Source organism: Streptomyces sp. HSS9-12, assembly GCF_054963655.1.
Genome location: NZ_JBUEGC010000049.1, coordinates 1 through 23,065 on the forward strand (window position 1 = coordinate 1; position 23,065 = coordinate 23,065).

19 protein-coding genes are annotated in these 23,065 nt (G+C 71.7%); 10 read left to right on the forward strand and 9 right to left on the reverse strand.

What is annotated here, in order from left to right:
* The first annotated feature begins 10 nt into the window (after positions 1-10).
* The 4 genes from ACY34J_RS22945 (at position 11) to ACY34J_RS22960 (ending at position 3,941) form a co-directional block, all read left to right on the forward strand.
* Complete coding sequence (locus ACY34J_RS22945; protein WP_462728542.1) at positions 11-538, forward strand: gluconokinase; 528 nt, start codon at positions 11-13, stop codon at positions 536-538.
* 55 nt (positions 539-593) lie between these two features.
* Positions 594-1,535 (forward strand): MBL fold metallo-hydrolase, encoded by a 942-nt coding sequence (locus tag ACY34J_RS22950; RefSeq protein WP_462728537.1) that lies wholly within the window; start codon positions 594-596, stop codon positions 1,533-1,535.
* A gap of 162 nt (positions 1,536-1,697) precedes the next feature.
* A complete protein-coding gene (locus tag ACY34J_RS22955; RefSeq protein ID WP_462728536.1) occupies positions 1,698-2,720 on the forward strand; it encodes a phosphotransferase family protein in 1,023 nt (340 codons plus the stop codon).
* 6 nt (positions 2,721-2,726) lie between these two features.
* Positions 2,727-3,941: an acyl-CoA dehydrogenase family protein gene (locus ACY34J_RS22960; RefSeq protein WP_462728535.1), complete on the forward strand. Its 1,215-nt coding sequence runs from the start codon at positions 2,727-2,729 to the stop codon at positions 3,939-3,941.
* Positions 3,942-4,359: 418 nt separating this feature from the next.
* On the opposite strand, the gene ACY34J_RS22965 is transcribed toward ACY34J_RS22960, so the two are convergent.
* The 3 genes from ACY34J_RS22965 to ACY34J_RS22975 are packed head-to-tail and all read right to left on the reverse strand — an operon-like array spanning position 4,360 to position 7,431.
* A complete protein-coding gene (locus ACY34J_RS22965) occupies positions 4,360-4,953 on the reverse strand; it encodes a TetR/AcrR family transcriptional regulator (protein ID WP_462728534.1) in 594 nt (197 codons plus the stop codon).
* Between the two features lie 58 nt (positions 4,954-5,011).
* Positions 5,012-6,667, reverse strand: a complete 1,656-nt coding sequence (locus ACY34J_RS22970; protein ID WP_462728533.1) for a long-chain-fatty-acid--CoA ligase — start codon at positions 6,665-6,667, stop codon at positions 5,012-5,014.
* A complete protein-coding gene (locus ACY34J_RS22975) occupies positions 6,664-7,431 on the reverse strand; it encodes an SDR family oxidoreductase (RefSeq protein ID WP_462728532.1) in 768 nt (255 codons plus the stop codon). Before ACY34J_RS22975 ends, ACY34J_RS22970 begins: the two co-directional genes overlap by 4 nt.
* Positions 7,432-7,915: 484 nt before the next feature.
* Between ACY34J_RS22975 and ACY34J_RS22980 the strand changes: the two genes are divergently transcribed.
* Positions 7,916-9,193, forward strand: coding sequence for an exo-beta-N-acetylmuramidase NamZ family protein (locus ACY34J_RS22980; RefSeq protein ID WP_462728531.1), 1,278 nt, complete (start codon positions 7,916-7,918; stop codon positions 9,191-9,193).
* Between the two features lie 86 nt (positions 9,194-9,279).
* Positions 9,280-10,587 carry a serine-threonine protein kinase gene (locus ACY34J_RS22985; RefSeq protein WP_462728530.1) on the forward strand — a complete coding sequence of 436 codons (1,308 nt, stop codon included), beginning with the start codon at positions 9,280-9,282 and terminating at the stop codon, positions 10,585-10,587.
* A gap of 59 nt (positions 10,588-10,646) precedes the next feature.
* On the opposite strand, the gene ACY34J_RS22990 is transcribed toward ACY34J_RS22985, so the two are convergent.
* Complete coding sequence (locus tag ACY34J_RS22990; protein WP_462728529.1) at positions 10,647-13,478, reverse strand: penicillin acylase family protein; 2,832 nt, start codon at positions 13,476-13,478, stop codon at positions 10,647-10,649.
* A 182-nt stretch (positions 13,479-13,660) separates the two neighbouring features.
* Here ACY34J_RS22990 and ACY34J_RS22995 point away from each other — a divergent pair, with 182 nt between their 5' ends.
* Positions 13,661-14,272 (forward strand): hypothetical protein, encoded by a 612-nt coding sequence (locus tag ACY34J_RS22995; RefSeq protein WP_462728528.1) that lies wholly within the window; start codon positions 13,661-13,663, stop codon positions 14,270-14,272.
* A gap of 332 nt (positions 14,273-14,604) precedes the next feature.
* Positions 14,605-16,050, forward strand: a complete 1,446-nt coding sequence (locus ACY34J_RS23000) for an amidase (RefSeq protein WP_462728527.1) — start codon at positions 14,605-14,607, stop codon at positions 16,048-16,050.
* Positions 16,051-16,071: 21 nt separating this feature from the next.
* Here the strand turns inward: ACY34J_RS23000 and soxR are convergent, their stop codons facing one another.
* Positions 16,072-16,533 carry a redox-sensitive transcriptional activator SoxR gene (soxR, locus tag ACY34J_RS23005; protein ID WP_462728526.1) on the reverse strand — a complete coding sequence of 154 codons (462 nt, stop codon included), beginning with the start codon at positions 16,531-16,533 and terminating at the stop codon, positions 16,072-16,074.
* 107 nt (positions 16,534-16,640) lie between these two features.
* Here soxR and ACY34J_RS23010 point away from each other — a divergent pair, with 107 nt between their 5' ends.
* Positions 16,641-17,102 (forward strand): MaoC family dehydratase, encoded by a 462-nt coding sequence (locus ACY34J_RS23010; protein ID WP_462728525.1) that lies wholly within the window; start codon positions 16,641-16,643, stop codon positions 17,100-17,102.
* 298 nt (positions 17,103-17,400) lie between these two features.
* Here the strand turns inward: ACY34J_RS23010 and ACY34J_RS23015 are convergent, their stop codons facing one another.
* Entirely contained in the window at positions 17,401-18,015 is a 615-nt protein-coding gene (locus tag ACY34J_RS23015) for a TetR/AcrR family transcriptional regulator (protein ID WP_462728541.1), read from the reverse strand.
* A gap of 97 nt (positions 18,016-18,112) precedes the next feature.
* Positions 18,113-19,264: an acyl-CoA dehydrogenase family protein gene (locus ACY34J_RS23020; protein WP_462728524.1), complete on the reverse strand. Its 1,152-nt coding sequence runs from the start codon at positions 19,262-19,264 to the stop codon at positions 18,113-18,115.
* 60 nt (positions 19,265-19,324) lie between these two features.
* On the opposite strand from ACY34J_RS23020, the gene ACY34J_RS23025 reads away from it, so the two are divergent.
* Positions 19,325-19,987, forward strand: coding sequence for a TetR/AcrR family transcriptional regulator (locus ACY34J_RS23025; protein ID WP_462728523.1), 663 nt, complete (start codon positions 19,325-19,327; stop codon positions 19,985-19,987).
* 284 nt (positions 19,988-20,271) lie between these two features.
* Here ACY34J_RS23025 and ACY34J_RS23030 read toward each other — a convergent pair whose 3' ends face one another.
* Both ACY34J_RS23030 and ACY34J_RS23035 read right to left on the reverse strand, forming a co-directional pair.
* On the reverse strand, positions 20,272-21,357 hold the full coding sequence (locus tag ACY34J_RS23030) for a Zn-dependent alcohol dehydrogenase (RefSeq protein WP_462728522.1): 1,086 nt from the start codon (positions 21,355-21,357) through the stop codon (positions 20,272-20,274).
* Between the two features lie 261 nt (positions 21,358-21,618).
* Positions 21,619-23,037 (reverse strand): aldehyde dehydrogenase family protein, encoded by a 1,419-nt coding sequence (locus ACY34J_RS23035; protein ID WP_462728521.1) that lies wholly within the window; start codon positions 23,035-23,037, stop codon positions 21,619-21,621.
* Positions 23,038-23,065 lie beyond the last annotated feature (28 nt).

Below are 23,065 nucleotides of genomic sequence, written 5' to 3' on the forward strand. Positions count from 1 at the left end.
GCCTGTGGGTATGACCGCGAACGACCGCCGGCCGAAGACCGCGTCCGGCCCTCCCGTCGTGGTCATGGGCGTCTCCGGCTCCGGCAAGTCGACCGTCGGCCGGCTGCTCGCCGACCGGCTCGGCGTCCCGTACGCCGACGCGGACGACTTCCATTCGCCGGAGAACATCGCGAAGATGTCGGCTTGTACTCCTCTCGACGACTCCGACCGCGCGCCCTGGCTGGACGCCATCGGCACCTGGCTGGGCGAACACGCGGACTGCGGCGGGGTGGTGAGCTGCTCGGCCCTCAAACGCCGCTACCGGGACCGGCTGGCCGATGCCGAGCCGAAGGCCTTCTTCCTGCATCTCGACGGTTCACCGGAACTCATCGCCGAACGGCTCGCACATCGCTCGGACCATTTCATGCCACCCGACCTGCTCCGCTCGCAGTTCGCCGACCTCGAACCGCTGGAGCCGGACGAGCACGGAGCCTCCGTACCGATCGACCGCTCCCCGCAACAGATCACTGACGCGGCCCTCGCCCAACTCCCCCGCTGAAGGTCCGCTCTGTCATGCTATGCCGGGCCCGTTACTGGCACAGGGGAGGACACCCATGACCGGCGCCACGCGCACGGAGGCAGACGCATCCGGCACGGAGCCGTACCACGTCCGGCTGACACCGGAGGTGGGAGCGTTCATCCAGCCCGACGGCGGCTGGTGTCTGAACAACGCCGGCTTCATCAGCGACGGGGACAGCACCCTGCTCGTCGACACGGCCGCCACCGAGCGGCGGGCGTGTCTGCTGCGCGACGCGGTCCTCGCAAGCGGCGCGCCCCTCCCCGGCACGGTCGTCAACACCCACCACCACGGCGACCACACCTATGGCAACTGCGTGTTCGCCGAGACCGCGACCGTCGTCGGGCACAGCGCCTGCCGCCGCGAGACCCTCGCCGCCGGGAACCAGCTGCACGCACTGTGGCCCGCGGTCGACTGGGGCGACATCCGTATCACCGCGCCGACCGTCACCTACCAGGACCGGCTGACCTGCCATGTGGGAGACCTCGAGGTGGAGTTGATCCACCCGGGCGTCGCACACACCACGGGCGACACCATCGTCTGGCTGCCGCAGCAGAAGATCGTCTTCACGGGCGACCTCATCTTCCACGGCGGCACGCCGTTCATCCCCCAAGGGTCCCTCACCGGCTCCCTCAAGGCGCTGGAGATGCTGCGTTCGCTCGGCGCACGGACGGTGGTCCCGGGCCACGGCGAGGTCACCGACGCCGGGGTGTACGACACCGTCGAGCGCTATCTGCGGTACGTCGCCGAGCTGGCGCAGACGGCGCGCGCGGCAGGCCACACACCGCTGGAGGCCGCCCGGAAGGCGGACCTCAGGGAGTTCGCGGAGCTGCGCGAGAGCGAGCGGCTGGTGGCGAACCTGCACCGGGCGTACGCCGAGCTGGACGGGCAGCCGACGGGTGCGCCCCTGGACGCGGAGGCCATCTTCGGCGACATGACGGCGATGAACGGCGGAGTGCCGATGGCCTGCCACGCCTGAACCGGCCTAAATCACCTTCCGAGCAGCACTTCTCTTCCTTTCGGCGCTGAAATCTGCTTCTGTGCGGCAGCGGACTGCTCTGGGACACTGGACGACATACCGACTGGTCGGCATGATGAGGGGCGACACCGTCCGCCCGCCCTCACGCCAGGAGTGTGCCCGATGAGCAACGACCACCCCCCAGGACTCGACCTCGAGCGGCTCCGCGGCCATCTGGACCGCGAGCACCCCGGACTGGTGCGGGGACCGCTGAGCGCCGAGCTGATCGAGGGCGGCCGGTCGAACCTCACCTACCGGGTCACCGACGGCACCTCCCACTGGGTCGTCCGCCGGCCCCCGCTGGGACACGTGCTCGCCACCGCCCACGACATGCGCCGTGAGCACCGGGTGATCAGTGCCCTCCACAAGACCGCCGTGCCGGTCCCGGAGCCACTGCTGCTGTGCGAGGACGAGTCCGTCATCGGGGCGCCCTTCTACGTGATGTCGTTCGTGGACGGCACCCCGTACCGGAGCGCCGAGGAGCTCACCACGCTCGGGCCGGAGCGGACCCGCGGCGTGGTGCTCGGACTGACGGACACACTGGTGGAGCTGCACGCCGTCGACCCCGGGTCCGTCGGGCTTGGCGACTTCGGCCGGCCCGAGGGCTTCCTGGAGCGCCAGCTGCGCCGTTGGGGGAAGCAGCTCGACGCCTCCCGCAACCGGGAGCTGGCCGGTATCGACGAGCTGCACGCGGGCCTGGGCAAGACCCTTCCGCACTCCCCCGCGCCGACCGTCGTCCACGGCGACTACCGGCTGGACAACGTGCTGGTCGGCGCGGACGACCGGATCCAGGCCATCCTGGACTGGGAGATGTCCACGCTCGGCGACCCGCTGACCGACCTCGGCCTGCTGGTGATGTACAGCCAGCCGATCGATGTGCCCGACTCGCCGGTCAGCACGACGGCCGGCGCCGCCGGCCATCCGGAGCCCGCCGAGCTGATCGAGCGGTACGCGGCCGGTTCGGGCCGGGATGTATCCGATATCGCCTGGTACACCGCCTTCGCCTGGTTCAAGCTCGCGGTGATCCTCGAGGGCATCCACTACCGCTTCACGCTCGGCCAGACCGTCGGTGCGGGCTTCGACCGCATCGGCGCTCTCGTCCCCGTCTTCATCGAGAACGGCCTCACCACCCTTCAGGAGGGCTGAGCATCCATGGACTTCGCATTCGATGCCCGCACGGAGGACCTGCGGGCCAAGCTCCTCGCCTTCATGGACGAGCACGTCTACCCGGCCGAGAAGGTCGTCGAGAAACAGCGCGAACAGCTCTCCTCCCCATGGCTGACGCCTCCGATCGTGGAGGAGCTCAAGGCCGAGGCCCGCAAGCAGGGGCTGTGGAACCTCTTCCTGCCGGACTCCGAGTACGGGGCCGGGCTGACCAACGTCCAGTACGCGCCGCTCGCCGAGATCACCGGCCGCAGCCCGCAACTGGCCCCGACGGCCCTCAATTGCGCTGCGCCGGACACCGGCAACATGGAGGTGCTGGCCCAGTTCGGCAACGAGCAGCAGCGCAAGCAGTGGCTGGAGCCGCTGCTCGCCGGCGAAGTCCGCTCCGCGTTCGCGATGACCGAGCCCGAGGTCGCCTCCTCGGACGCCACCAACATCGAGACCCGGATCGAGCGGGACGGTGACGAGTACGTCATCAACGGCCGTAAGTGGTACATCTCCGGCGCGATGAACCCGGACTGCGCGATCTTCATCGTGATGGGCAAGACCGACCCGGACGGCGCCGACATCCGCCGCCAGCAGTCCATGGTCCTCGTCCCGCGTGACACCCCCGGCCTCGAGGTCCGCCGCGCCATGCGGGTCTACGGCTTCGAGGACCACTACCACGGCGGCCACGCCGAGGTCGTCTTCAACGACGTCCGCGTCCCGGTCAGCAACCTCATCGGCGAGGAGGGCGGCGGCTTCGCCATCGCCCAGGCGCGCCTCGGGCCCGGCCGGATCCACCACTGCATGCGGCTGATCGGCATGGCCGAGCGGGCGATCGAGCTGATGTGCCGGCGGGCCGTGGGCCGTACGGCCTTCGGCAAGCCGCTGGCCCAGCAGGGCGTCGTCCACGAGTGGATCGCCGATGCACGGGTCGCCGTCGAGCAGTTGCGGCTGCTGGTGCTGAAGACGGCCTGGCTGATGGACACCGTCGGCAACAAGGGCGCGCACACGGAGATCCAGGCCATCAAGATCGCGACGCCGCGGACGGTCGTGGACATTCTGGACCAGGCGGTGCAGTTGCACGGCGCGGGCGGCGTCAGCCAGGACTTCCCGCTCGCCGAGCTGTGGGCGGCGGCCCGTACGCTGCGGATCGCGGACGGGCCGGACGAGGTGCACCAGCGGTCGCTGGCGCGGCGTGAACTGAAGCAGCACGTCTAGCGTCAGCCAGGGTGTCCGGTAGCGAGGTGACCTGGTGCGGTCAGCTGCAAGGCGCCGGATCGGCCTCGTAGTGGCCTACTCGGTCGATCGGGCAACGCAGCAGATGGCCGTGCCAGGGCGGCGAGCGGGGCAAACCCTGGCTGACGTGGCACCAGCCCTCCGGGCCGGGCCCGATGTCCCCGTGCCACGGCGCGGGGGCTTTCCCGCCCGCCCCGATGTGGGGCGGGCGGGGAACCCCCCGGCGCGATGTGGGGCGGGCGGGGAAACCCCCGGCGCGAGCACCGGGCAATGAGCAGGCCCAGGCGCGGCCCGGCTTCGCGGCGCGACCGAGGTGCGAGGGCCCGGGGGCGGTCCGCCCGCCCCACATCGGGGCGGACGGACCCCGGCGCGAAGCGCCGGGGTCCGTAGCAGCCGACCGCTAAGGCCGCAGCGCTCGGAGCAGCAGATCCGCGAGATGGTCAGCGACCTGCTGCGGCGAAAGCGGCCCCTCCGGCCGGTACCAGTTCGACAGATGGTGCACGGACCCGAAGTGGTAGTCCACCACCAGGTCCGCAGGCGTCTCCTTGCTGAACACGCCCGCCTGCTGCCCCTCCTCGATCAGCGCCCGGAACCGCTCGTGATAGCGGCGCCGCTCCGCCCGCACCTGCTTGTACTTCTCCGGGCTGAGCTGGTGCATCGAGCGGAAGAAGATCGTGGCGTCGTCCAGGTGCTCGATGGTGGTGACGACCACGTCGGCGGCCGCGTCGCGCAGCCGCTGCTCCACGGGCGCGTCCGCACCCGCGAACGCGTCCAGCCGCTCCTGCTGGAGCCGCAGCAGCCGCCCGTACACCTCGTGCAGCAGATCGTCCTTCGAGCCGAAGTAGTGGTAGAGGGCGCCCTTGGTCACCCCGGCCGCCTCGACGATCTCCTGCACCGACGTCCGGTCGTAGCCACGCTCCGCGAACAGGCGGGTGGCGGCGGCCAGTAGCCGCTGCGGCACGGGTGTCCCGTCGCCCTCCGTCGTTCTGGCCATTGCCACCACCTGCCCCTCTGGTTCGTTCGCTCAGCGCCTCGTCGCCCAGCTGCCCGGCTCACACGCGGGTGCGCAGTTCCCGCCGCAGGATCTTCCCACTCGTCGTCTTCGGGAGCTCGGGCAGGACCTCCACCTCGCGCGGGTACTTGTACGCGGCGAGCCGTTCCTTGCAGTACACCACCAGCTCCTCCGGCGCGGCGGACTCCCCCGGACGCAGGCTCACGTACGCCTTCACCGTCTCGCCGCGGTAGCTGTCCGGTACGCCCACGACCGCCGCCTCGCGCACCGCGGGGTGGGTGTAGAGGACGTCCTCGACCTCCCGCGGCCACACCTTGAAGCCGGAGGCGTTGATCATGTCCTTCTTGCGGTCGACGACGTAGAGCCAGCCGTCAGGGTCCATGAAGCCGATGTCGCCGGTGCGCAGCTCGCCGTCCGGCATCGCGGCGGCGCTGTCCTCGGGGCGGCGCCAGTAGCCGGGGACGACCATGGGGCCGCTGACGAGGATCTCGCCCTGCTCGCCGAAGGGGACCTCCTTGCCCGCCTCGTCCACGATCCGTACGACCGTGTCCGGGCCTGGCACGCCGACGGCCAGGGTGCCGGAGCCCGGGTCGACCGGCGCTTCCTTCTCCGGCGGGACGCTGGCGCAGGGCGCGGTGCACTCCGTGAGCCCATAGCCGTTGCGGATGTACGGGCCGAACGCCGCGCGGAACTTCTCCACCAGCGCGGGCGGCACGGGCGCACCACCGGAGGCGATGATGCTGAAGGAGCTGAAGTGGTCGCGGCTGACCTCGGGGTGGGCGGCCAGGGCCATGTACGCGGTGGAGGGGCCGACGGTGTAAGCGGGCCGGTGCTCGGCGAAGGCGTCCAGGACGACGCCGGGCTCGAAGCGGTAGGCGAGGGCGAGGGTACCGGCGCCGGCGATCGATGCGGCCAGCTGACAGACCATGCCGGTGATGTGGAACAGCGGCGCGAGCGCGAAGATGCAGGAGCCCTCGGGCAGTCCGAGTCCGGTGTGCATCCGCTCGGCGTTGTAGGCGATGTTGCCATGGGTGTTCATGGCGCCCTTGGGCGCGCCGCTGGTCCCGGAGGTGTAGCTGATCAGCGCCACATCGTCGGAGGACAGCTCGCGGCCCATGGGGGCGGCGGCGCCCGTGCGGGCGACGGCCAGAAGGTCATCGGTGTCCTCGGGCCGCGGCAGGCGCGCGCCGCGCAGCACGCGCCGGTCGTCGCGGGACTGCAGGGCGAGATCGCAGGCCGTGAGGGCGATCCGTACGGGCGAGCGGGCGGCGGTCCCGCGCAGATAGTCCTCCCATGCATGGTCGGCGCAGACCAGCGCCGTGACCTCCGCGTCACCGAGGACATGGGCCACTTCGCGGTCCTTGTACATGGGGTTGACCGGCACCACCGTGCCGCCCGCCTTCCACGCACCGAGCAGCGCGAGGACGAACTGCGGGGTGTTCTGGAGCAGGATCGCCAGCCGGTCGCCGCGGGCGAAACCGCGCTCGGCGAGGTAGCCGGCGACGGCGTCGGAGAGCTCGTCGATCTCGCGGTAGGTCAGCCGGCCGTCGAAGTAGACGAGCGCGGGGTGGTCAGGGGCCCGGCGCACCGCGGCACGGAAGGCATGCAGCGGAGTCTCCGGCGGCTGGATCGGGGCCCGCTGGGCCTCGGTGAGCTGCGCGAGCCAGGGCTTGGCGGCGTAGATGGACGAGTTCATGCCCGGCTGCCCCCTTCCCACTTCTGCTGCAGGTGGTTCATGCCGGCCAGCCAGCGGTCCGGCTCGGACGCACGGTTGACGTAGAAGTCGGCCGTCTCGGGGTGCGGAAGGATCAGGAAGCGCCCCTCCGCCATCCCGGCGAAGAGGGCGTCGGCCACGTCCTCCGGCTCGATGGCGGTGGGTGCCAGCACCAGTTCGCCCGCGCTGCCCGCCGCGCGGAGCATGTCCGTACGGACGCCCTGCGGGCAGATGGCGTGCACATCGATACCGCGGTGCCGGTGGGTGAGCGACAGCCACTCGGCGAAGGCGAGCGCGCCGTGCTTGGTGACGCTGTACGGCGCCGCGCCGATCATGGTGAGCAATCCGGCCGCGGAGACGGTGGAGATGAACCGGCCGCTGCCGCGCTCCAGCCAGGCGGGCAGCAGCTCGCGCGCGGCCCGGACGTGGGCCATCACATTGACGTCCCAGGCGGTGGCCCACACCTGCTCGTCGGCCTCGGGGCCGCCGCCGGAGGCAACACCGGCGTTGGCACAGTAGATGTCGATGGCGCCGCCCAGCGCCTCAAGAGCCGCGGGGACGACACCGGAGGCGTCGCCGCCGAGCGCGGTGCCACCGATCTCCTCGGCTATGGCCTTCGCCCTGCTCTCGTCCAGGTCGTTGACGACCACCCGGGCGCCTTCGGCTGCGAACCTGCGCGCGAGCGCGGCGCCGATGCCGCCGCCCGCCCCGGTGACGACCACTGCCTGGTCCCGAAACCCACTCACGATCGGCCTCCCTCGACTCGACTGTCCCAGCGCTCCACGCCGGCTCCCCCCGCCCACCCGCTCAGGGCCGGGTGGGCGGGGACGCTGCGGACATCAACGGCTGGCGCCGCGGGCGAGCCGCAGGCGCGGAATCCTGCGGCAGACTAACCGGTCGGTATGTGCAAACGGAAGAGCGCGAGAGGCCGTCTGCCCGACTCGGACCAAGGCGACCGAGCACGGTTGTTCCCCCGTGGGCGGCAGCGCGCTAGCGTGCGTGGTCTACTCCACGCCTCGCCGGTCTCGGCCGCAGTGCTCCCGGCGCGAGTGAGCCGAAGGGCGCGCCGGTACCGAAAGACGGGGGCACCCCCTGGGGGCACCCCTGGGGACAGCCCTGGGGGCACCCCTGGGGGCACCCCCAGCGGTAGCTGGGGGAGGCAGCTGGGGGAGGCAGCAAGCGTCGGAGCGAGGAACGAGCGACAGGTAACCCGATCCCGGAGGTGCGTGCATGAGTCTGTCCCGAAGGAATCTGCTGGCAGCCACCGGAGCCGTCGCCGCGGCGACCAGTGCCCCACCGGCCCACGCGACCACGGACGCGGACCGGCCCAACCCGGGCCTGCGGCAGGTGCGTACGGGCTTCGCACGGCTCGCGGCCGACGGTTACGCGCTCCTGACCGGGCAGCGCGTCGGCGTCATCACCAACCCCACCGGGGTGACCGCGGACGTCCGGCACATCGTGGATGTGATGCACGCCGACGACCGGGTACGGCTGACCGCGGTCTTCGGCCCGGAACACGGCTTCCGGGGCACGGCACAGGCGGGCGGTTCCGAGGGGCGCTACGAGGACCCGGCGACCGGGCTGCCGGTCTTCGACACCTACCTCAAGAGCGGGCAGGAACTCGCCCGTATCTTCACCGACTCGGGAGTCGACACCCTCGTCTTTGACATCCAGGACGTGGGGGCGCGCTTCTACACCTACATCTGGACCCTGTACGACTGCATGGTGGCGGCGGTGTCGGCGGGCAAGCGCCTGGTGGTGCTGGACCGGCCCAACCCGGTGACCGGGCGCGGCGCGTACGGCCCGGTGCTCGACAAGGCGTACGCGACGTTCGTCGGCCGCGAGCCGATCGCGCAGGCGCACGGTATGACGGTCGGCGAGCTCGCGCTGCTGTTCAACGCGGAGTTCGTACCGAAGGCGACAGGCCGGTCCGTCGAGCTGGAGGTCGTGCGGATGGCGGGCTGGCGGCGCGGGCAGTTCTTCGACACCACCGGGCTGCCGTGGGTGCCCCCGAGCCCCAACATGCCAACCCCGGACACCGCGCTCGTCTACTCCGGCACCTGCCTGTTCGAGGGCACGAACCTCTCCGAAGGCCGGGGCACCACCCGGCCGTTCGAACTGCTGGGGGCGGACGGCATCGACCGCCGGTGGGCGGCGGCCGCGGGTGCGCTGGAGCTGCCGGGTGTGCGCTTCCGGGAGGCGTACTTCGCCCCCACCTTCTCCAAGTTCCAGGGCAAGACGATCGGCGGTGTCCAGCTGCACGTCCACGACCGGGAGTCCTACGACCCGGTGCGCACCGGCATCGCACTGCTCGTCACCGCGAAGGAGGTATGGAGCGGCTTCGCCTGGCGCTCCGACAACTGGATCGACAAGCTCACCGGCTCCTCCACGGTCCGGACGATGATCGATGCCGGGGCCGGGACGGACGAGGTGGTCGCGGCCTGGCAGGACGATCTGGCGGCATTCCGGCGCATCCGGGCGGAACATCTGCTCTATCGGGGGAATTGACAGGCAGTTCTCCCTGCGCGAGCTATGGCCGACTACCAAGCTGGTTGCGATGATATGCGCCACATCGAGCGGGCTCGGGGGTAGCCATGGCGGGAATCGGCGTGGAACCGTACTGGGAGTTGACCTTCGACGCGGACGGCGACGCCTCGCCGCGGCAGCGCGACCGGCTGGTCGAGCAGGCCGCGGAAGGCGTCACCGACCTGGTGGTGTTCGCACACGGCTGGAACAACGACCGGTCGATCGCCACCGACCTCTACAAACGCTTCTTCGCGCCGTTTCCGCGGCTGCTGGCCGGCGCCGACGGCACGAGCGTCGGCTACGTCGGGGTGCTGTGGCCGTCGATGCGGTTCACGGACGAGCCCATCCCCGACTTCCCGGCGGTGACGGGTGACATCGGCGCCACCGCCCTCCGCCCGGGCCTGGATGAGCCGACACGGAGCGCACTGGCCGGTGTCTTCCCCGGCCGCGGGGCGGTGATCGAGCGGATCGCGGAACTCCTGACGCAGCGCCAGGATTCACAGGCGGCGTTCGAGGAGTTCGCCCAGCTGGTCCGGCAGCTCGTCGCCGTAGAACCGCGGACCGCGGCAGCACGCTCCGAGGCCGGGGGCGAGGAGCACCTCGACCTTCCCCCGGCCATGCTGGCCGACGACCCGGTCGAGGTCTGCCGGCTGTTCACCATGACGCTGGAGGAATCCGGCGTGCCCTCGCAGGCCACGTTCCTCGGCGACGGGCTGCGCCGGCTGTGGGGCGGCGGGCAGGAAGTACTGCGCCAGGCCACCTACTACGCCATGAAGCGCCGGGCGGGCACGGTTGGCCAGGCGGGTCTCGGACCCGTACTGGGCCGCCTCGCTGTCGCCGCCCCCCGGCTCAGGATCCATCTGGTCGGGCACAGCTTCGGCGGGCGGCTGGTGTCCTTCGCACTACGGGGGCTGCCCGGCGGCGTGAACGCGGTGAAGTCCATGACGCTTCTCCAAGGCGCCTTCTCCCACTACGCATTCGCGGGCCGGCTGCCGCACGCGAGCAGCCGCGGTGGCGCGCTCGACGGAGCGCACCGCCGCGTGGACGGACCTGTCGTCTCCTGTTTCTCTCGCCATGACACGGCGCTGGGAGTCTGGTACCCCCTCGCCTCCCGTACGGCCGGTGACTCGGCCGGGCTGCTGGACCTCGGTGCCCGCTGGGGCGCCATCGGGTTCGACGGCATCAAGGCCGTGGACGGGGCGAAGCGGCTGTCCCTGGCCCAGGCGCTCGACGGCCCCTTCCCGCGCGGCGGATGCGTGAGCGTCGATGCGGCCGCGGTCGTACGGCGCGGCGGTCCTCCGACGGGGGCGCACAGCGACATCTGTCACGACGAGCTGGCCCGGATCGTCCTGGCCGCGGGCCGTATCGGCCGCTGAGCCACCGCTCCTGTTGCCGAGACCGGGTCGGCAACAGGGGCAGCATGGGTGTACTGGGCTCAGCGGTGCCTCGGGAACTCCACCACCTGCTGGTAGGTCGGCCGGTTCTGCCAGCTGATGAGGGGATGGGTGATCCCGCCCAACGCCCGGTGGGCGATCGTGTCGGAGCACCACTGGTCGCCCGCCTTGCAGACGTCGTCGCCGGGGTATACCTCGGTCGCCGGCTTCGCCACGGCCTGCTTCAGCGTGGCCAGCAGTGTGTCCCGGCACGCACCGGAATCGCCGTTGCCGCAGTACGCCTTCGCCAGCGGACCCTTCACCGGCCGGCCCAGCACCCTCCGCAGGTCCTTGTCGACGTAGGCCCACCAGCCGGACTGGAACGCCGAGCCCGCGTGCCCGCCCATAGGCCCGTGCCCGGCCGACGGCGACTCGTCGATGGACAGCCGGCCGCGCAGCGCGTCGAAGAGCTCACCGCCCAGCCCCGGCCGGAAGGCCGCCTCGACCAGCAGGGGCCACCAGGCATCCATGACCCGTACGGCGTCGGGATGGAGATAGGTGTGCGAGCCGGGTGCGGTCTCGCGGCGCTGCGAGCCCGCCGCCTGCCAGGACTCCAGCTGCTGAACCGCCGTGGCCAGCCGCGGATCGGTGACGGGCTTGCTGCGCAGCACCTTCAGCAGCTCGGGCAGCACATCCTCGCCCCGCAGGTCGGTGACGGCCGCCTCGGCCATGGCGCGGGTGAGCGAGGCGCGTGTCACCCCGCCTCGCTCAGCGAGAGCGGACACCCGGTCGTCGAGCAGATCGCCGCGGTGCACCGAGCCGTTGCCGAAGCCGGCCGAGCTGTAGGCCTTCGCCTGCTTGTTGTTCCAGGAGATGTAGTAGTCCTGGTCGACCGACTGGGGGTGCTGCTCGGGCGGAGTGTACGCGGCGGTGTTCGCCTGTGGGTCGAAGTCTCGCCATTCATAGGCCTCCCGAGCCCACACCGGCAGCGCGGGGTCCACGCTTGCCGCCCGCACCGGGTTCAGGCCGCTGTTGTAGTACGCGGTCTGGCGGGAGTCGGCGTAGAACCAGTTGAAGGTGTAGCCGATGTGCTGGACGGCGTGCTGGAAGGACGCCGCGTCGTGGACGTACCCGGGGTCGTTGAGCATCTGGAAGCCGATGATCGGGTCGGCCTCGTGCCGGTAGGTGGAACGCAGCGCGGTGTACGCGACGGGCTTGCCGTCCACCGTCGCCCGGTGGGTCACCGTGCCGTACGCCGTGCGGTACACCTGCAGCCTGTACGAGCCCGCGGCCGTGGAGTCCGCGAGGGACGGCTTCCAGGCGTTGCGGCGCTCCAGCTTCTCCATCGGTACGCAGCTGCCGCGGTAGCGGTAGTGGGTGGCGTCCTTGCCGGGGGCGGAGCCGTCCGGGGAGCAGAGCTCGACCGCGTAGGTGTCGGTGATGTCCTGGCCTGCGGAGGTGGCGCTCCAGGAGTAGTCCTGTCCACGGCCCAGCTGGACGTACATGCTGATGCCCGCGAACGAGGCGCCACGGGCGCTGATGCCCGGCCCCTGCAACTCCTGGAGCATCAGCAGCTGGGGGGCGAAGTAGCCGGTCTGTGGGCCGAAGACGGCGACAGGGTGGCCGCCGGCCGTGTGCCGTCCGGAGACCAGCAGGGCGTTGGACATGCCGTGCCGTTTGCGCAGCAGGTCCCTGGGCAGCACCCCGTCGTCGTACATCCCCTGCAGGGGCTTGAGCCTCTTCGGCGCCTGCACCCGGTCCTTGGCGCCGGTCCTGGCGCCGCCCTCACGGTCGAACACCAGCGGTTCGGCGGTGACGGATCCCGGGTCGGGCATGGCCGTGCCCTTGGCGTGCCGCGGCTTGCCGGCGTACGGGAAGCGTTGCCCGTCGTGAACGGTCAGCACGGCCTCGGGGTCGTTGCGCTGCCGGAACGACTCCCACACCCTGGTGCCCTCCGCCAGGCCGTACCTCTTCTGGGCGGCCAGGAGGGACAGCGCGGACTCCACCTCTCCTCCCCCGCCGCTGCCGAACAGCCCGCCGACGACGGAGGCGAGGGCGATCAGGTCGGTGAGCTGGAAGGGCTCGATCTCGCCGGCGTTGGTGATGGGGTCGATATGGCCGGTCAGGACGTACTCGCCCGGGAAGTACCGGCCGTTCTTGGCCTTCTCCCGGTAGGCGTTGATGCCGTCGACGTACGCCGTGGCGTCGGCCAGCGCCTGCTTGCCGCGCTCACCGCCGGTCGCCGGGATCCGGTCGATCTGCGCCTGGAGGTCCTGCTCGGTGTACGGGGCCTGGCGGAAGAAGTCCTGCTCCAGGCCCTGATTGGCCGGTGCGCCGCCCGCCAAGGGGGTCAGCTGCCCGCGGCCGGCGTGCCGGAAGAGGTCCATCAGCCACAGCCGGTCCTGGGCGGCCGCGTACCCGGCCCCGAACTCGGTTCCGTAGCGCGTCGTCCCCTTGATGTGGGGCACCCCGGTCTTCTTGTCCCGCGTGATCGTCACATCGCCGCGGGGCTGGGTCACCGAAGCGGCCTGGTCCCCCGGCACGCCGAAGGAGGCGTCGTTGAAGAACGCGGTCAGTGTGTCATCGGTGAGGGACGGGTAGCCGCCCGCCAGGTCGCCGTACGGGCCGAGCTGGTCCGAACTGTGGGCGGGCCGGGTGCCGAGGATGCGGTGCGCGAGGATCTCGACGAGCGTCGCGTTGCCGGCTGAGCCCGGCGGCAGGATGTCGGCGCACTGCCCGGCGCAGTAGTCGGCGTCGGGTGGTGTGGGATCCGCCGACGCCTGCGGCAGGGGTGCGAGCAGCCCCGCTGCCAGCGTGACCAGCGCGGTGGCGACCAGTGATGTGCGGGTACGTATGGGTCCGCGGACGGTGTGACGTACGAGGCGCCGTCGCATGCGTACTCCTCCCGTTAGAGGTCGCCGGACGTTACCGGCGGTACCTCACAACTGGAAGATGAGTGCACGTCAACTTCTGTAAATGCCCGGAAATTTGTGGCCTCCCGAATCGAATGGATCCCCCTGCCCGCGCCGTACGTCAATTTGTCAAAGCCGAAGTACCCCCCACGGAGGTGGAAGGAATGGCCGGCTTCAGAAGTCTCGCCGAACACGTGCGTGACCCTCGGATCCCTCTCGATCAGCGGCGCACCGCCCTGCGCAAGTGCGTGGAGAAGTTCGCCCCGTACGGGCATCGGGCGACCTGGCACCACCTGTGCACCCGGGCCGGGGTCGGGACGGAGGACCGGCAGCCGGACCCGGCGCGGCTCGCGGGCGCGCTGGCGGAGTTGGAGGAGGCCCGGCGGCTCTGGCTTGCGTACGACCGGCAGTTCGCCGCCCGCCGCAAGCTGGAGAAGCGGGCGGGCATACGGCGGCCCACCGCCCTCGACGACTGGCACCGGCGCACCTGGGGCGGCTGCGGCATCGCCTGGTGCGACGACCCCTTCCAGCACCCGGCCGCTCCGCTGGCCGATGTGGTGCGCCGGCTGATCACCGCGCTGGAGTCGCGGCCGGGGCGCACCTGCCCGGTCTGCGCGGACGACCGCATCGTGTGGCGCCACGGCCTGGCCCGCGACCCCGCGGCCGGGCCCGTCTGCACGGGCTGCGGGATAGCCGTCCCGGAGCCGGCACTGACGCCGCAGGCCCTTGGCGCGGCCAGGCGGCGCTGCGAGCCGGCGCTGTTGTCGGCCTCCTGAGGCGGGGCGACATCGAGGCTCGGTTCGCCTCCGCGCTCCCCCTGGGGGTACTCGACCAACGCAGGGAGGTGCCCCCACTGCCTTTCGACCTGGGGGCACTCCCCCAGCTACCGCTGGGGGTGCGCCCACCCAGGCGAAGCTCTGGGGGAGAAGCTCTGGGGGAGCGCCCTCCGGGCCACTCGCAACCGCGGCCGGCGGGCAGCAGGGTCCGTACCTGCTGCCCGCCGGCCGCCCGAGCGGCCGGATTTCCTCGGCCCGGACCGTCGGGGACTGTTTCGCTACCCACCAGTAGTGCGAGGATTCGAGCCATCAGCCGAGAGGATGGACGGGCAATGGCCGAGCTGCACGATCTGACAGCCCTGGAGCAGGCGGAAGCGATCCGGCAGGGCACGGTCTCACCGGTGGAACTGACCGAGCACTACCTCCAGCGCATCGACCAACTGGACGCGACGCTGGGTGCGTTCATCACCACGACGCCCGAAGCCGCCCGCAAGCAGGCCGCGGAGGCCGAGAGCGAGGCGGTGGCGGCACGCGGCGAGGGCCGGCGGCTCTCCCCGCTGCACGGTGTGCCGGTGCCGGTGAAGGACCTCAACCTGGTGGCCGGCGTCCGCTGCACCTTTGGCTCCCTGGCTTTCGCGGATCACATTCCGGCCGTCGACGATCACGTCTACACCCGGCTCCGGGAGGCGGGGACGATCCTGCTGGGCAAGACCAACACCCCTGAGCTGGGCCTGCCCTGCTACACCGAGAACCGCATCGCGCCCCCGGCCCGCACCCCTTGGGACCTCGACCGCTCCGCGGGCGGATCGAGCGGCGGGGCGGCAGCGGCGGTGGCCGGCGGGCTCGCGCCCATCGCGCACGGCAGCGATGGCGGCGGCTCGATCCGGATCCCGGCGTCGGTGTGCGGGCTGTTCGGCATCAAGCCGAGCCGGGGCCGGGTGAGCGGGGGCCCCGCCCTGCACGACGTCAGCGGACTGAGTACCTCCGGGCCCCTCGCCCGTACGGTCGCCGACGCGGCTGTGCTGCTCGACATCCTCGCCGGGCCCATGCCGGGCGACGCGTACGGCGCGCCGTCGCTGCCCGACGGCGAGTCCTTCCTCGACCATGCCCGGCGGCGCCCTGCGGACCGGCTGCGGGTGGTCTCGCTGCTCACGCCGCCCGTGCCGGGCGTGGAGGTGCACCCGGACTGCCGGGCCGCGGCGGACGGCGCGGCGGCGCTGTTGCGCGAACTCGGGCACCACGTGGACGAGCTGGAACTCCCAGCGGACGACGGGGTGCGCTCCGCCTTCTCGACCGTCTGGGATGTGATGGCGCTGGCCCGCCCGCTGCCGCCCGGTACGGATCCGCTGCTGCAACCGCTCACCCGCCATCTGCGCGAGCGCGGCGCCCGGGTGTCGGGCCAGGCGTTCGCCGAGGCGCTGTACGCGTTCCGGGGGCTGGGCCAGCTGGTCGCGGACGCGCTGCTGACGCCCGGGACGGGCTACGACGTGATCCTCACGCCGACGCTGGCGCAGCCGCCCGCCCCGGTCGGGGGCCTGCGCGATGACGCCGACCCGGAGGCCGAGTTCGCGGGGATGGCCGCCTTCACCCCGTACACGCCGCTGTACAACGCCACCGGGCAGCCGGCCGTAAGCCTCCCGCTGCACTGGACGGACGAGGGGCTGCCGATCGGGGTGATGCTGGGCGGCCGGTACGGCGCGGAGGCCACACTCATCCAGCTCTCGGCGGAGCTGGAGGAGGCCCGGCCGTGGGCGCACCGGCGGCCCCCGGTGTGGTGACAGCCGTCGGCCGTCCGCGGCTCAGCGCTTGCGGTCCACCAGCAGCGCCGACCCGCTGCGCTGCTCGCCGAACCGGTCGTCGGGGTTGGAGAGCACGCAGGTGTCGAGCGAGAGGCAGCCGCAGCCGGTGCAGTCGGTGAGATGGTCGCGCAGCCGGCCCAGCTGCTGGATCCGCTGGTCCAGCTCCGAGCGCCACCGCTCGGAGAGCCGGGCCCAGTCCTCGCGGGTGGGGGTGCGCTCGTCGGGCAGTCCGGCGAGCGCCTCCCGGATCGTGGCGAGCGGGATGCCGACGCGCTGCGCGGCGCGGATGAAGGCGACACGGCGCAGCGCGTCCCGGCTGTAGCGGCGCTGATTGCCGGCCGTACGGCGGCTGCTGATCAGCCCCTTGGACTCGTAGAAATGCAGGGCGGAGACTGCCGCGCCACTGCGTGCGGACAGCCGGCCGACGGTGAGCTCATGGACACCGGTGGGAATCCGAGGCACGGGTCACCACCCTACGTCGGCACGTTTCGCTCATGGCGTTGACAGTGGCCCACCCACGCAGCATGCTAAGCAGTCGCTTAGAAGCTCGCATCAGTGGAGGTAGGGACATGGCGGAACCCCGGGTCTTCGCATCGCTCGATGAGCTGCGGTCCGCGGTCGGTACGCAGCTGGGCACCAGCGACTGGCTGGAGGTCGACCAGAAGCGGATCGATCTGTTCGCGGACGCCACCGGCGACCACCAGTGGATCCACGTGGACCCGGAGAAGGCCGCGGCCGGTCCCTTCGGCACAACGATCGCGCACGGCTACCTCACCCTGTCGCTGCTGCCGGCCTTCCTCCCGCAGCTGCTGCGGGTGGAGGGAGTGAAGATGGGCATCAACTACGGCCTGGACAAGGTGCGTTTCCCCGCCCCGGTGCCGGTGGGGTCCCGCCTTCGCGCCACGGCGACGATCTCCGATGTGACGGAGGTTCCGGGCGGCGCCCAGCTGGCGATGACGGTGACGATCGAACGCGAGGGCGGCGACAAGCCGGTGTGCGTGGCGCAGAGCCTGAGCCGCTTCTACGTCTAGGCCTGCGGCCCGCGAGACGGCGGTCCGCGAGGGCCGCCGGCCCCGCGGGAGCGGGACAGCGCCGCGTCGGGCCGGGGCCGGGGCCTCCGGGAGTGGGGTTCCCCATGCCGAAGGCCAGGGGCGGTTCCTGGACTGCGCATTCTCGGGCCTGGCGGCCCTGAAACCGCTTTTACGTCCAGGAACCCCCTCCCTCCGACCCCGGCCCCTTATCTGCGTCGCCGACCTCCCGGCCCAGTGCGTGGCGCAGAGCCTCTCCGTCATTCCTCGCTGCCGCCCTGAACCAGTGGCGCCCAGCTCTCTACCGGGGCGCCCCGACCATGCGCAGAACGAGGTCCGCGTACAACTCGCCGACCTCGTCCGGCGTACGGCGGCCCTGGATGTTGAACCAGCGGGCGACGTCGAGGCACAGCGACAGAACCGCCAGCGTCGTGCCGGACACGTCCGGAACGTCGAAGTCCCCCGCGTCGACACCGTCCTGGATGATCGAGCGCATCGCGCCGTCGACGGCACGGCGCAGGCCGAGGATCTCCGCGTAGTGGTCCTCGGCGAGCGCGCCGAGCTCGTACTGGACGACCCGGGCGGTGGTGTGGTGCTCGGCGTGCCAGCGGACGAAGTCCCGTACGGCCTTGGCGAGCCGTTCGGCGGGGCTGCCGGGGCCGGCCGCCGCGCCCTCCAGGATCTGCAGCGCCAGCCGGTGCCCGACGCTGCTGATCTGGTAGAGCAGTTCTTCCTTGGTCTTGTAGTGGATGTACAGGGCGGCCGGACTCATGCCCGCGCGGCCGGCGATGTCGCGCGTGGTCGTTGCGTGGTAGCCGCGCTCCGCGAAGGCATGGACGGCAGCGGTCACCAGCCGCCTGGCCGCGTCCGGGGAGACATCGGCCCAGACCTCGGTCTGCTGCTCCTCGGTGTCCATCGCAAGCACGCCCCGTTTCCTCGGCCCGTCGAGCCCTCCAGTGACAGGACGAACACCATACCCCCGAGGCTGAGCAGTCGCTTAGAGGAGGCCGCCGTCAGAACGCCGAGACACCGGTCAGCGCCCGTCCGATCAGCAGCTTCTGGATCTGGCTGGTGCCCTCGTACAGGGTCATCACACGGGCGTCCCGCAGCAGCTTCCCGGCAGGGTACTCATCGATGTAGCCGTAGCCCCCGAACACCTGGAGGGCGTTGTTCGCGCAGCGAACGGCGGCCTCGCTCGCGTACAGCTTGGCCACCGACGACTCGGTGGCGAACGGCAGCCCGCGGTCGATGTGGTCGGCGACCTGCCACGTCAGCAGCCGCGCCGCGGCCACGTCCACCGCGGTGTCGGCGATCAGCTCCTGCACCAGCTGGTGGCCGGCGATCGGCATGCCGAACTGCTCGCGCTCACCCGCGTACCGCACGGCCGCGTCGAGGCACGCCTGGGCGATGCCGACACAGCCGGCCGCGACCGACATCCGGCCCTTGGCGAGCGCCGACATGGCGACGGAGAAGCCCTTCCCCTCCGGTCCGACCATGGCCGAGCCGGGGATGCGGACGCCGTCCAGGACGAGTTCGGCGGTGGCCTGCCCACGCAGCCCGAGCTTGCCGTGGATCTCGCGCCGGGTGAGCCCGGGGGCATCAGCGGGGACGAGGAATGCGCTGATGCCCCGGTGGCCGCTCTCCTCGCCGGTGCGCGCGAAGAGCAGGACGACATCGGCCCAGGTGCCATTGGTGATGAACATCTTCTGGCCGGTGATCAGCCAGTCGCCGCCGTCGCGCACCGCCCGAGTGGTCAGGCTCGCGGCGTCCGATCCCGTACCGGGCTCCGTGAGGCCGAAGCAGCCGATCGCCTCGCCCGAGGCCAGCCGCGGCAGCCAGTCCCGCTTCTGCTCCTCGCTCCCCCACGCGGCTACCGACTTGGCGACCAGGCCGAGCGAGACCGACAGGATGCCGCGCACCGACGAATCGCCGCGCCCCAGCTCCTCGGTGACCAGGACGTACGCGAGGTGGTCACCGCCCGAGCCGCCGTACTCCTCGGGGAGGGTGAGCCCGAGGAACCCCAGCTCTCCGAGCTGCTTGACGATGCCGCGGTCGACGCTCTCCGCCCGGTCCCAGGCGGCGACGTGCGGAGTGATCTCGCGGTCGACGAAGTCCCGGGCCAGCCGTCGGACGGCGGCCTGCTCCTCGGAGAGCTCAAGGTTCACGGCTCGGCACCTCTCCTTAATTAGCAGCGCTAGTTTAAGTTGGCCTCTACTATGTGCCGCATGGCACGCCCCCGCAAGCCCCTGCTCAGCCGCGAGCGCATCGTCGCGACGGCGCTCACGCTGGTGGACGCGGAGGGACTGCAGGCGGTCTCGACGCGACGGCTTGCTGCTGAGCTCGGAGTCAGCGGCCCGTCGCTGTACAACCACTTCACGACCAAGGACGAGCTCCTGGACGCCGTCGCGGACATGGTCGTCGCCCAGGTCGATCTGTCGATGTTCGACAGGGTTACGGACTGGCGCACGGCGCTGCTGGAGTGGGGCCGCTCGTATCGGGCGGCGCTCGCCGCGCACCCCAACATCGTCCCCTTCCTCGCACAGGGCCCCGGGCGCCGCCCGGCCGGCCTGCGGATGGCCGACGCGGTCTTCGGCGGGATGGTCCGGGCGGGCTGGCCGCCCGCCCAGGCGACCCGTATCGGTGCACTGATGCGGTACTTCGTCGCCGGCTCGGCCCTCGGCTCGTTCGCCCGCGGCTTCGTCGACGACGCGACGGCCTACGACCCGGCCGATTACCCGCACCTCGGGCAGGCGCATCTGCTGGCGGAGCATCAGCAGCAGGTGGACGAAGGGGCCTTCGAAACCGGCCTGCGGGCGCTGGTGGACGGACTGGCGCTGCAGTACGAGCAGATGGCTGACGCCACGATCGGCTCCGCCGGCGGAAGGTGACGACCCCGCGGCACCACCGCACGTATATCGGCGTCGAGGGGAGTGAAGCTCCCAAATGCTCGGCCGCGTCCAGGGGTTGGTCGAGCCTGGGATAACTCTTCCCCGGAAGGCGATCCATTTCCCGGCCCCCGCCAAGACGCAACCGGAGGCCCCGGGCCCGGCCCGACACCGCGGCGCGCAGCGCACGGCGCGCGGCCCGGCCCGACACGGCGGCGCGCGGCCCGGCCCGACACGGCGGCGCGCAGCGCACGGCGGCGCCCAGCGCACGGCGCGCCGCCCAGCCGCTACGGAAAGACCACCAGCGCCCGCCCACCCCGCCCCGCGAGCATCGCCTCAAACGCACCCGGAATGCCGTCGAGCCCAATGCGCTCGGTGACCATGGCGCTCAAATCAAGCCGCCCCGCGCGCACATGCTCAGCCAGCACCGGCAGATCCTGCGCCGGGTCGCAGTTGCCGTACACGCAGCCGGAGAGTGTGCGGCCGAAGTGGAAGATCTCCAGCGCGGAGAAGGACACCTGCTGCTCCTTGCCGCCGATGCCGACGACCGTCGTACGGCCGCCACGCCGGGTGCTGTCCCAGGCGGTACGGATCGTCTGGGCGCGGCCGACGCATTCCACGGCCACGTCGGCACCGTGTCCGCCGGTGAGCTTGCGGATTCGCTTGGCGGTGTCATCGGCAGCGGTCAGGTACTCCGTGGCGCCCGCCTTGCGGGCCAACTCCTCCTTCTCCGGGGAGACGTCCACGGCCACGACCGTCTCGGCACCCGCGATACGAGCCGCCTGGATGGTGGCCAGTCCTACGCCACCGACGCCGAAGACCGCGACCGACTCGCCGCGTCGTACCTTCGCCGAGTTATGGACCGCGCCGTAGCCGGTGAGCACCGCACAGCCGAGGAGAGCCGCGTCGGTGAGCGGAACCCCGTCCGGGAGGGGCAGCACGGCGTGCTCCGAGACGACGGTCTCCTCGGCGAAGGCGGCGGTGCCGAGGCCCGGGTACAGCTCCCGCGTGCCGGCGGCGGTACGGGCGTACGGCGCGCCGGCACCGGCGAGGGCATTGGCGCACAGCCAGGGCTCGTCGAGCCCGCAGTAGTGGCAGCTGCCGCAGGACGGCGCCCAGTTGAGGACGACGGGGTCGCCGGGCGCGACGGTGCTGACGTCGTCGCCTACGGCGGTGACGGTGCCCGCGCCCTCATGCCCGAGGACGGCCGGGACCGGCTGGCGCAGCGTCCCGTTGGACAGGGAGAGGTCGGAGTGGCACACCCCGGCTGCGGCGATCCGGACCCGGACCTGCCCGGGTCCGGGGGCGGGCAGGTCGATGTCGGTGAGCTCCAGCGGAGCTCCGACAGCGGACAAGACGGCGGCACGAACCACGGTTTTCTCCTTGGAGCGGAGGGCACTTGGGGGCCGGGGCGCGGCGCGCCCGCGTTTTTGCGCACACCCGCCGCTTTCAGCGCGGGCACGCTTCGGGTCGGGGCCCGGGGCCTCCGGGCCCCTTACGTCTCGCCGGCCACGCCTTCGTGTCCCGTCAGCGGCGCTGCGCGGATTTCAGGACGCGTAGGTGGGCAGAGGCGCGCCACGGGCACCGGCACCGCATCGTCCGACCGGCAGCGCCGCGGCAGGAGCGAAGTTTTTTCAGAACTGCAGCGACTTCGTCTGGAGGTACTCGGTCAGGCCGTGGGGTCCCAGCTCGCGGCCCACGCCCGACTGCTTGTACCCGCCGAACGGCGCAAGCGGATTGAAACGTCCGCCGTTGATGTCGACCTGCCCCGTCTCGAGGCGGCGGGCGAAGGCCACCGCCTCGTCCTCGTCGGCCGACCAGACCGCACCCGCGAGTCCGTAAACCGTGCCGTTGGCGATACGCAGGGCGTCCTCTTCGTCCTCGTACCTGAGGATGGCGATCACCGGGCCGAAGATCTCCTCCTGAGCGATCGTCATCTCCGGGGTGACATCGGCGAAGACCGTGGAACGGATGTAGTAGCCCTTCTCGCGGCCCTCGGGGGCATCCGGGCCGCCCGCGACAAGGCGGGCGCCCTCGGCGATGCCCCGCTCGATGTAGTCGCGGACGCGGTCGCGCTGCTTGGCGTTGACGACCGGGCCGAGGCGGCTGGCGGGATCGTTCGGGTCGCCGGGGACGTACTTGGCGGCGGCGGCCGCGGCGAGTTCCACGGCCTCGTCGTAGCGGGCGGCGTCCACCAGCATCCGGGTCCAGGCGCTGCACGTCTGACCGGAGTTGGCGAAGACGTTGGCGACGCCGACCTTGACCGCGCGGGCCAGATCCGCGCTCGGCAGGATGACGTTGGCGGACTTGCCGCCGAGTTCCAGGGCGACGCGCTTGACGGCGGCACTGGCGATGGCGCCGATCCGCTTGCCGACGGCCGTGGATCCGGTGAAGGAGACCAGATCGACCTCGGGGTGCTCGGCGAGCGCCTGGCCGGCCACCGGACCAAGGCCGGTGACGAGGTTGAACACCCCGGCCGGGAGGCCGGCTTCGTGGATCGCCTCCGCGAACAGCTGAGCGACCAGCGGGGTGTCCTCGGCCGGCTTCAGCACGATCGTGCAGCCCGCGGCGAGAGCCGGGGCGACCTTGGCAACGACCTGGTGCAGCGGGTAGTTCCAGGGGGTGATGGCGCCGACGACGCCCACGGGCTCGTGCAGCACGGTGGAGTTGCCGATCCGCTCCTCGAAGCGGTACGAGCCGGCGAGCTCGGCGTACGAGGCGGCGACGGCGATCGGCAGGTCGGCGTGCACCGCCTGGGCGAAGCCGAGCGGCGCACCGAGTTCGGCGGTCACGGTCTCGGCGATCTCGTCCCGCCGGGCGGCCAGGGCGTCGCGCAGCGCGGCGATCCGGGCGGCCCGCTCGGCGGGCAGGGTGGCGGCCCAGCCGGGGAAGGCGGCGCGAGCGGCGCATACGGCGGCGTCGATGTCCTCCGCGGTGCCGGCCGGTACGACACCCATGACCTGTTCGTCCGCCGGATTCACGACCTCGATGGACTCGGGGCCTGCGGACGGCCGCCAGTCGCCGTCGATGTACATCCCGTCGTGGGCCTTCATGTGCGTCCTCTCGCTGCCCGTCGGATGC

Coding starts and splice junctions, on each gene's coding strand:
- ACY34J_RS22945 (WP_462728542.1), top strand. CDS start 11: ATGACCGCGAACGACCGCCGGCCGAAGACCGCGTCCGGCCCTCCCGTC.
- ACY34J_RS22950 (WP_462728537.1), top strand. CDS start 594: ATGACCGGCGCCACGCGCACGGAGGCAGACGCATCCGGCACGGAGCCG.
- ACY34J_RS22955 (WP_462728536.1), top strand. CDS start 1,698: ATGAGCAACGACCACCCCCCAGGACTCGACCTCGAGCGGCTCCGCGGC.
- ACY34J_RS22960 (WP_462728535.1), top strand. CDS start 2,727: ATGGACTTCGCATTCGATGCCCGCACGGAGGACCTGCGGGCCAAGCTC.
- ACY34J_RS22965 (WP_462728534.1), bottom strand. CDS start 4,953: ATGGCCAGAACGACGGAGGGCGACGGGACACCCGTGCCGCAGCGGCTA.
- ACY34J_RS22970 (WP_462728533.1), bottom strand. CDS start 6,667: ATGAACTCGTCCATCTACGCCGCCAAGCCCTGGCTCGCGCAGCTCACC.
- ACY34J_RS22980 (WP_462728531.1), top strand. CDS start 7,916: ATGAGTCTGTCCCGAAGGAATCTGCTGGCAGCCACCGGAGCCGTCGCC.
- ACY34J_RS22985 (WP_462728530.1), top strand. CDS start 9,280: ATGGCGGGAATCGGCGTGGAACCGTACTGGGAGTTGACCTTCGACGCG.
- ACY34J_RS22990 (WP_462728529.1), bottom strand. CDS start 13,478: ATGCGACGGCGCCTCGTACGTCACACCGTCCGCGGACCCATACGTACC.
- ACY34J_RS22995 (WP_462728528.1), top strand. CDS start 13,661: ATGGCCGGCTTCAGAAGTCTCGCCGAACACGTGCGTGACCCTCGGATC.
- ACY34J_RS23000 (WP_462728527.1), top strand. CDS start 14,605: ATGGCCGAGCTGCACGATCTGACAGCCCTGGAGCAGGCGGAAGCGATC.
- ACY34J_RS23010 (WP_462728525.1), top strand. CDS start 16,641: ATGGCGGAACCCCGGGTCTTCGCATCGCTCGATGAGCTGCGGTCCGCG.
- ACY34J_RS23015 (WP_462728541.1), bottom strand. CDS start 18,015: ATGGACACCGAGGAGCAGCAGACCGAGGTCTGGGCCGATGTCTCCCCG.
- ACY34J_RS23025 (WP_462728523.1), top strand. CDS start 19,325: ATGGCACGCCCCCGCAAGCCCCTGCTCAGCCGCGAGCGCATCGTCGCG.
- ACY34J_RS23035 (WP_462728521.1), bottom strand. CDS start 23,037: ATGAAGGCCCACGACGGGATGTACATCGACGGCGACTGGCGGCCGTCC.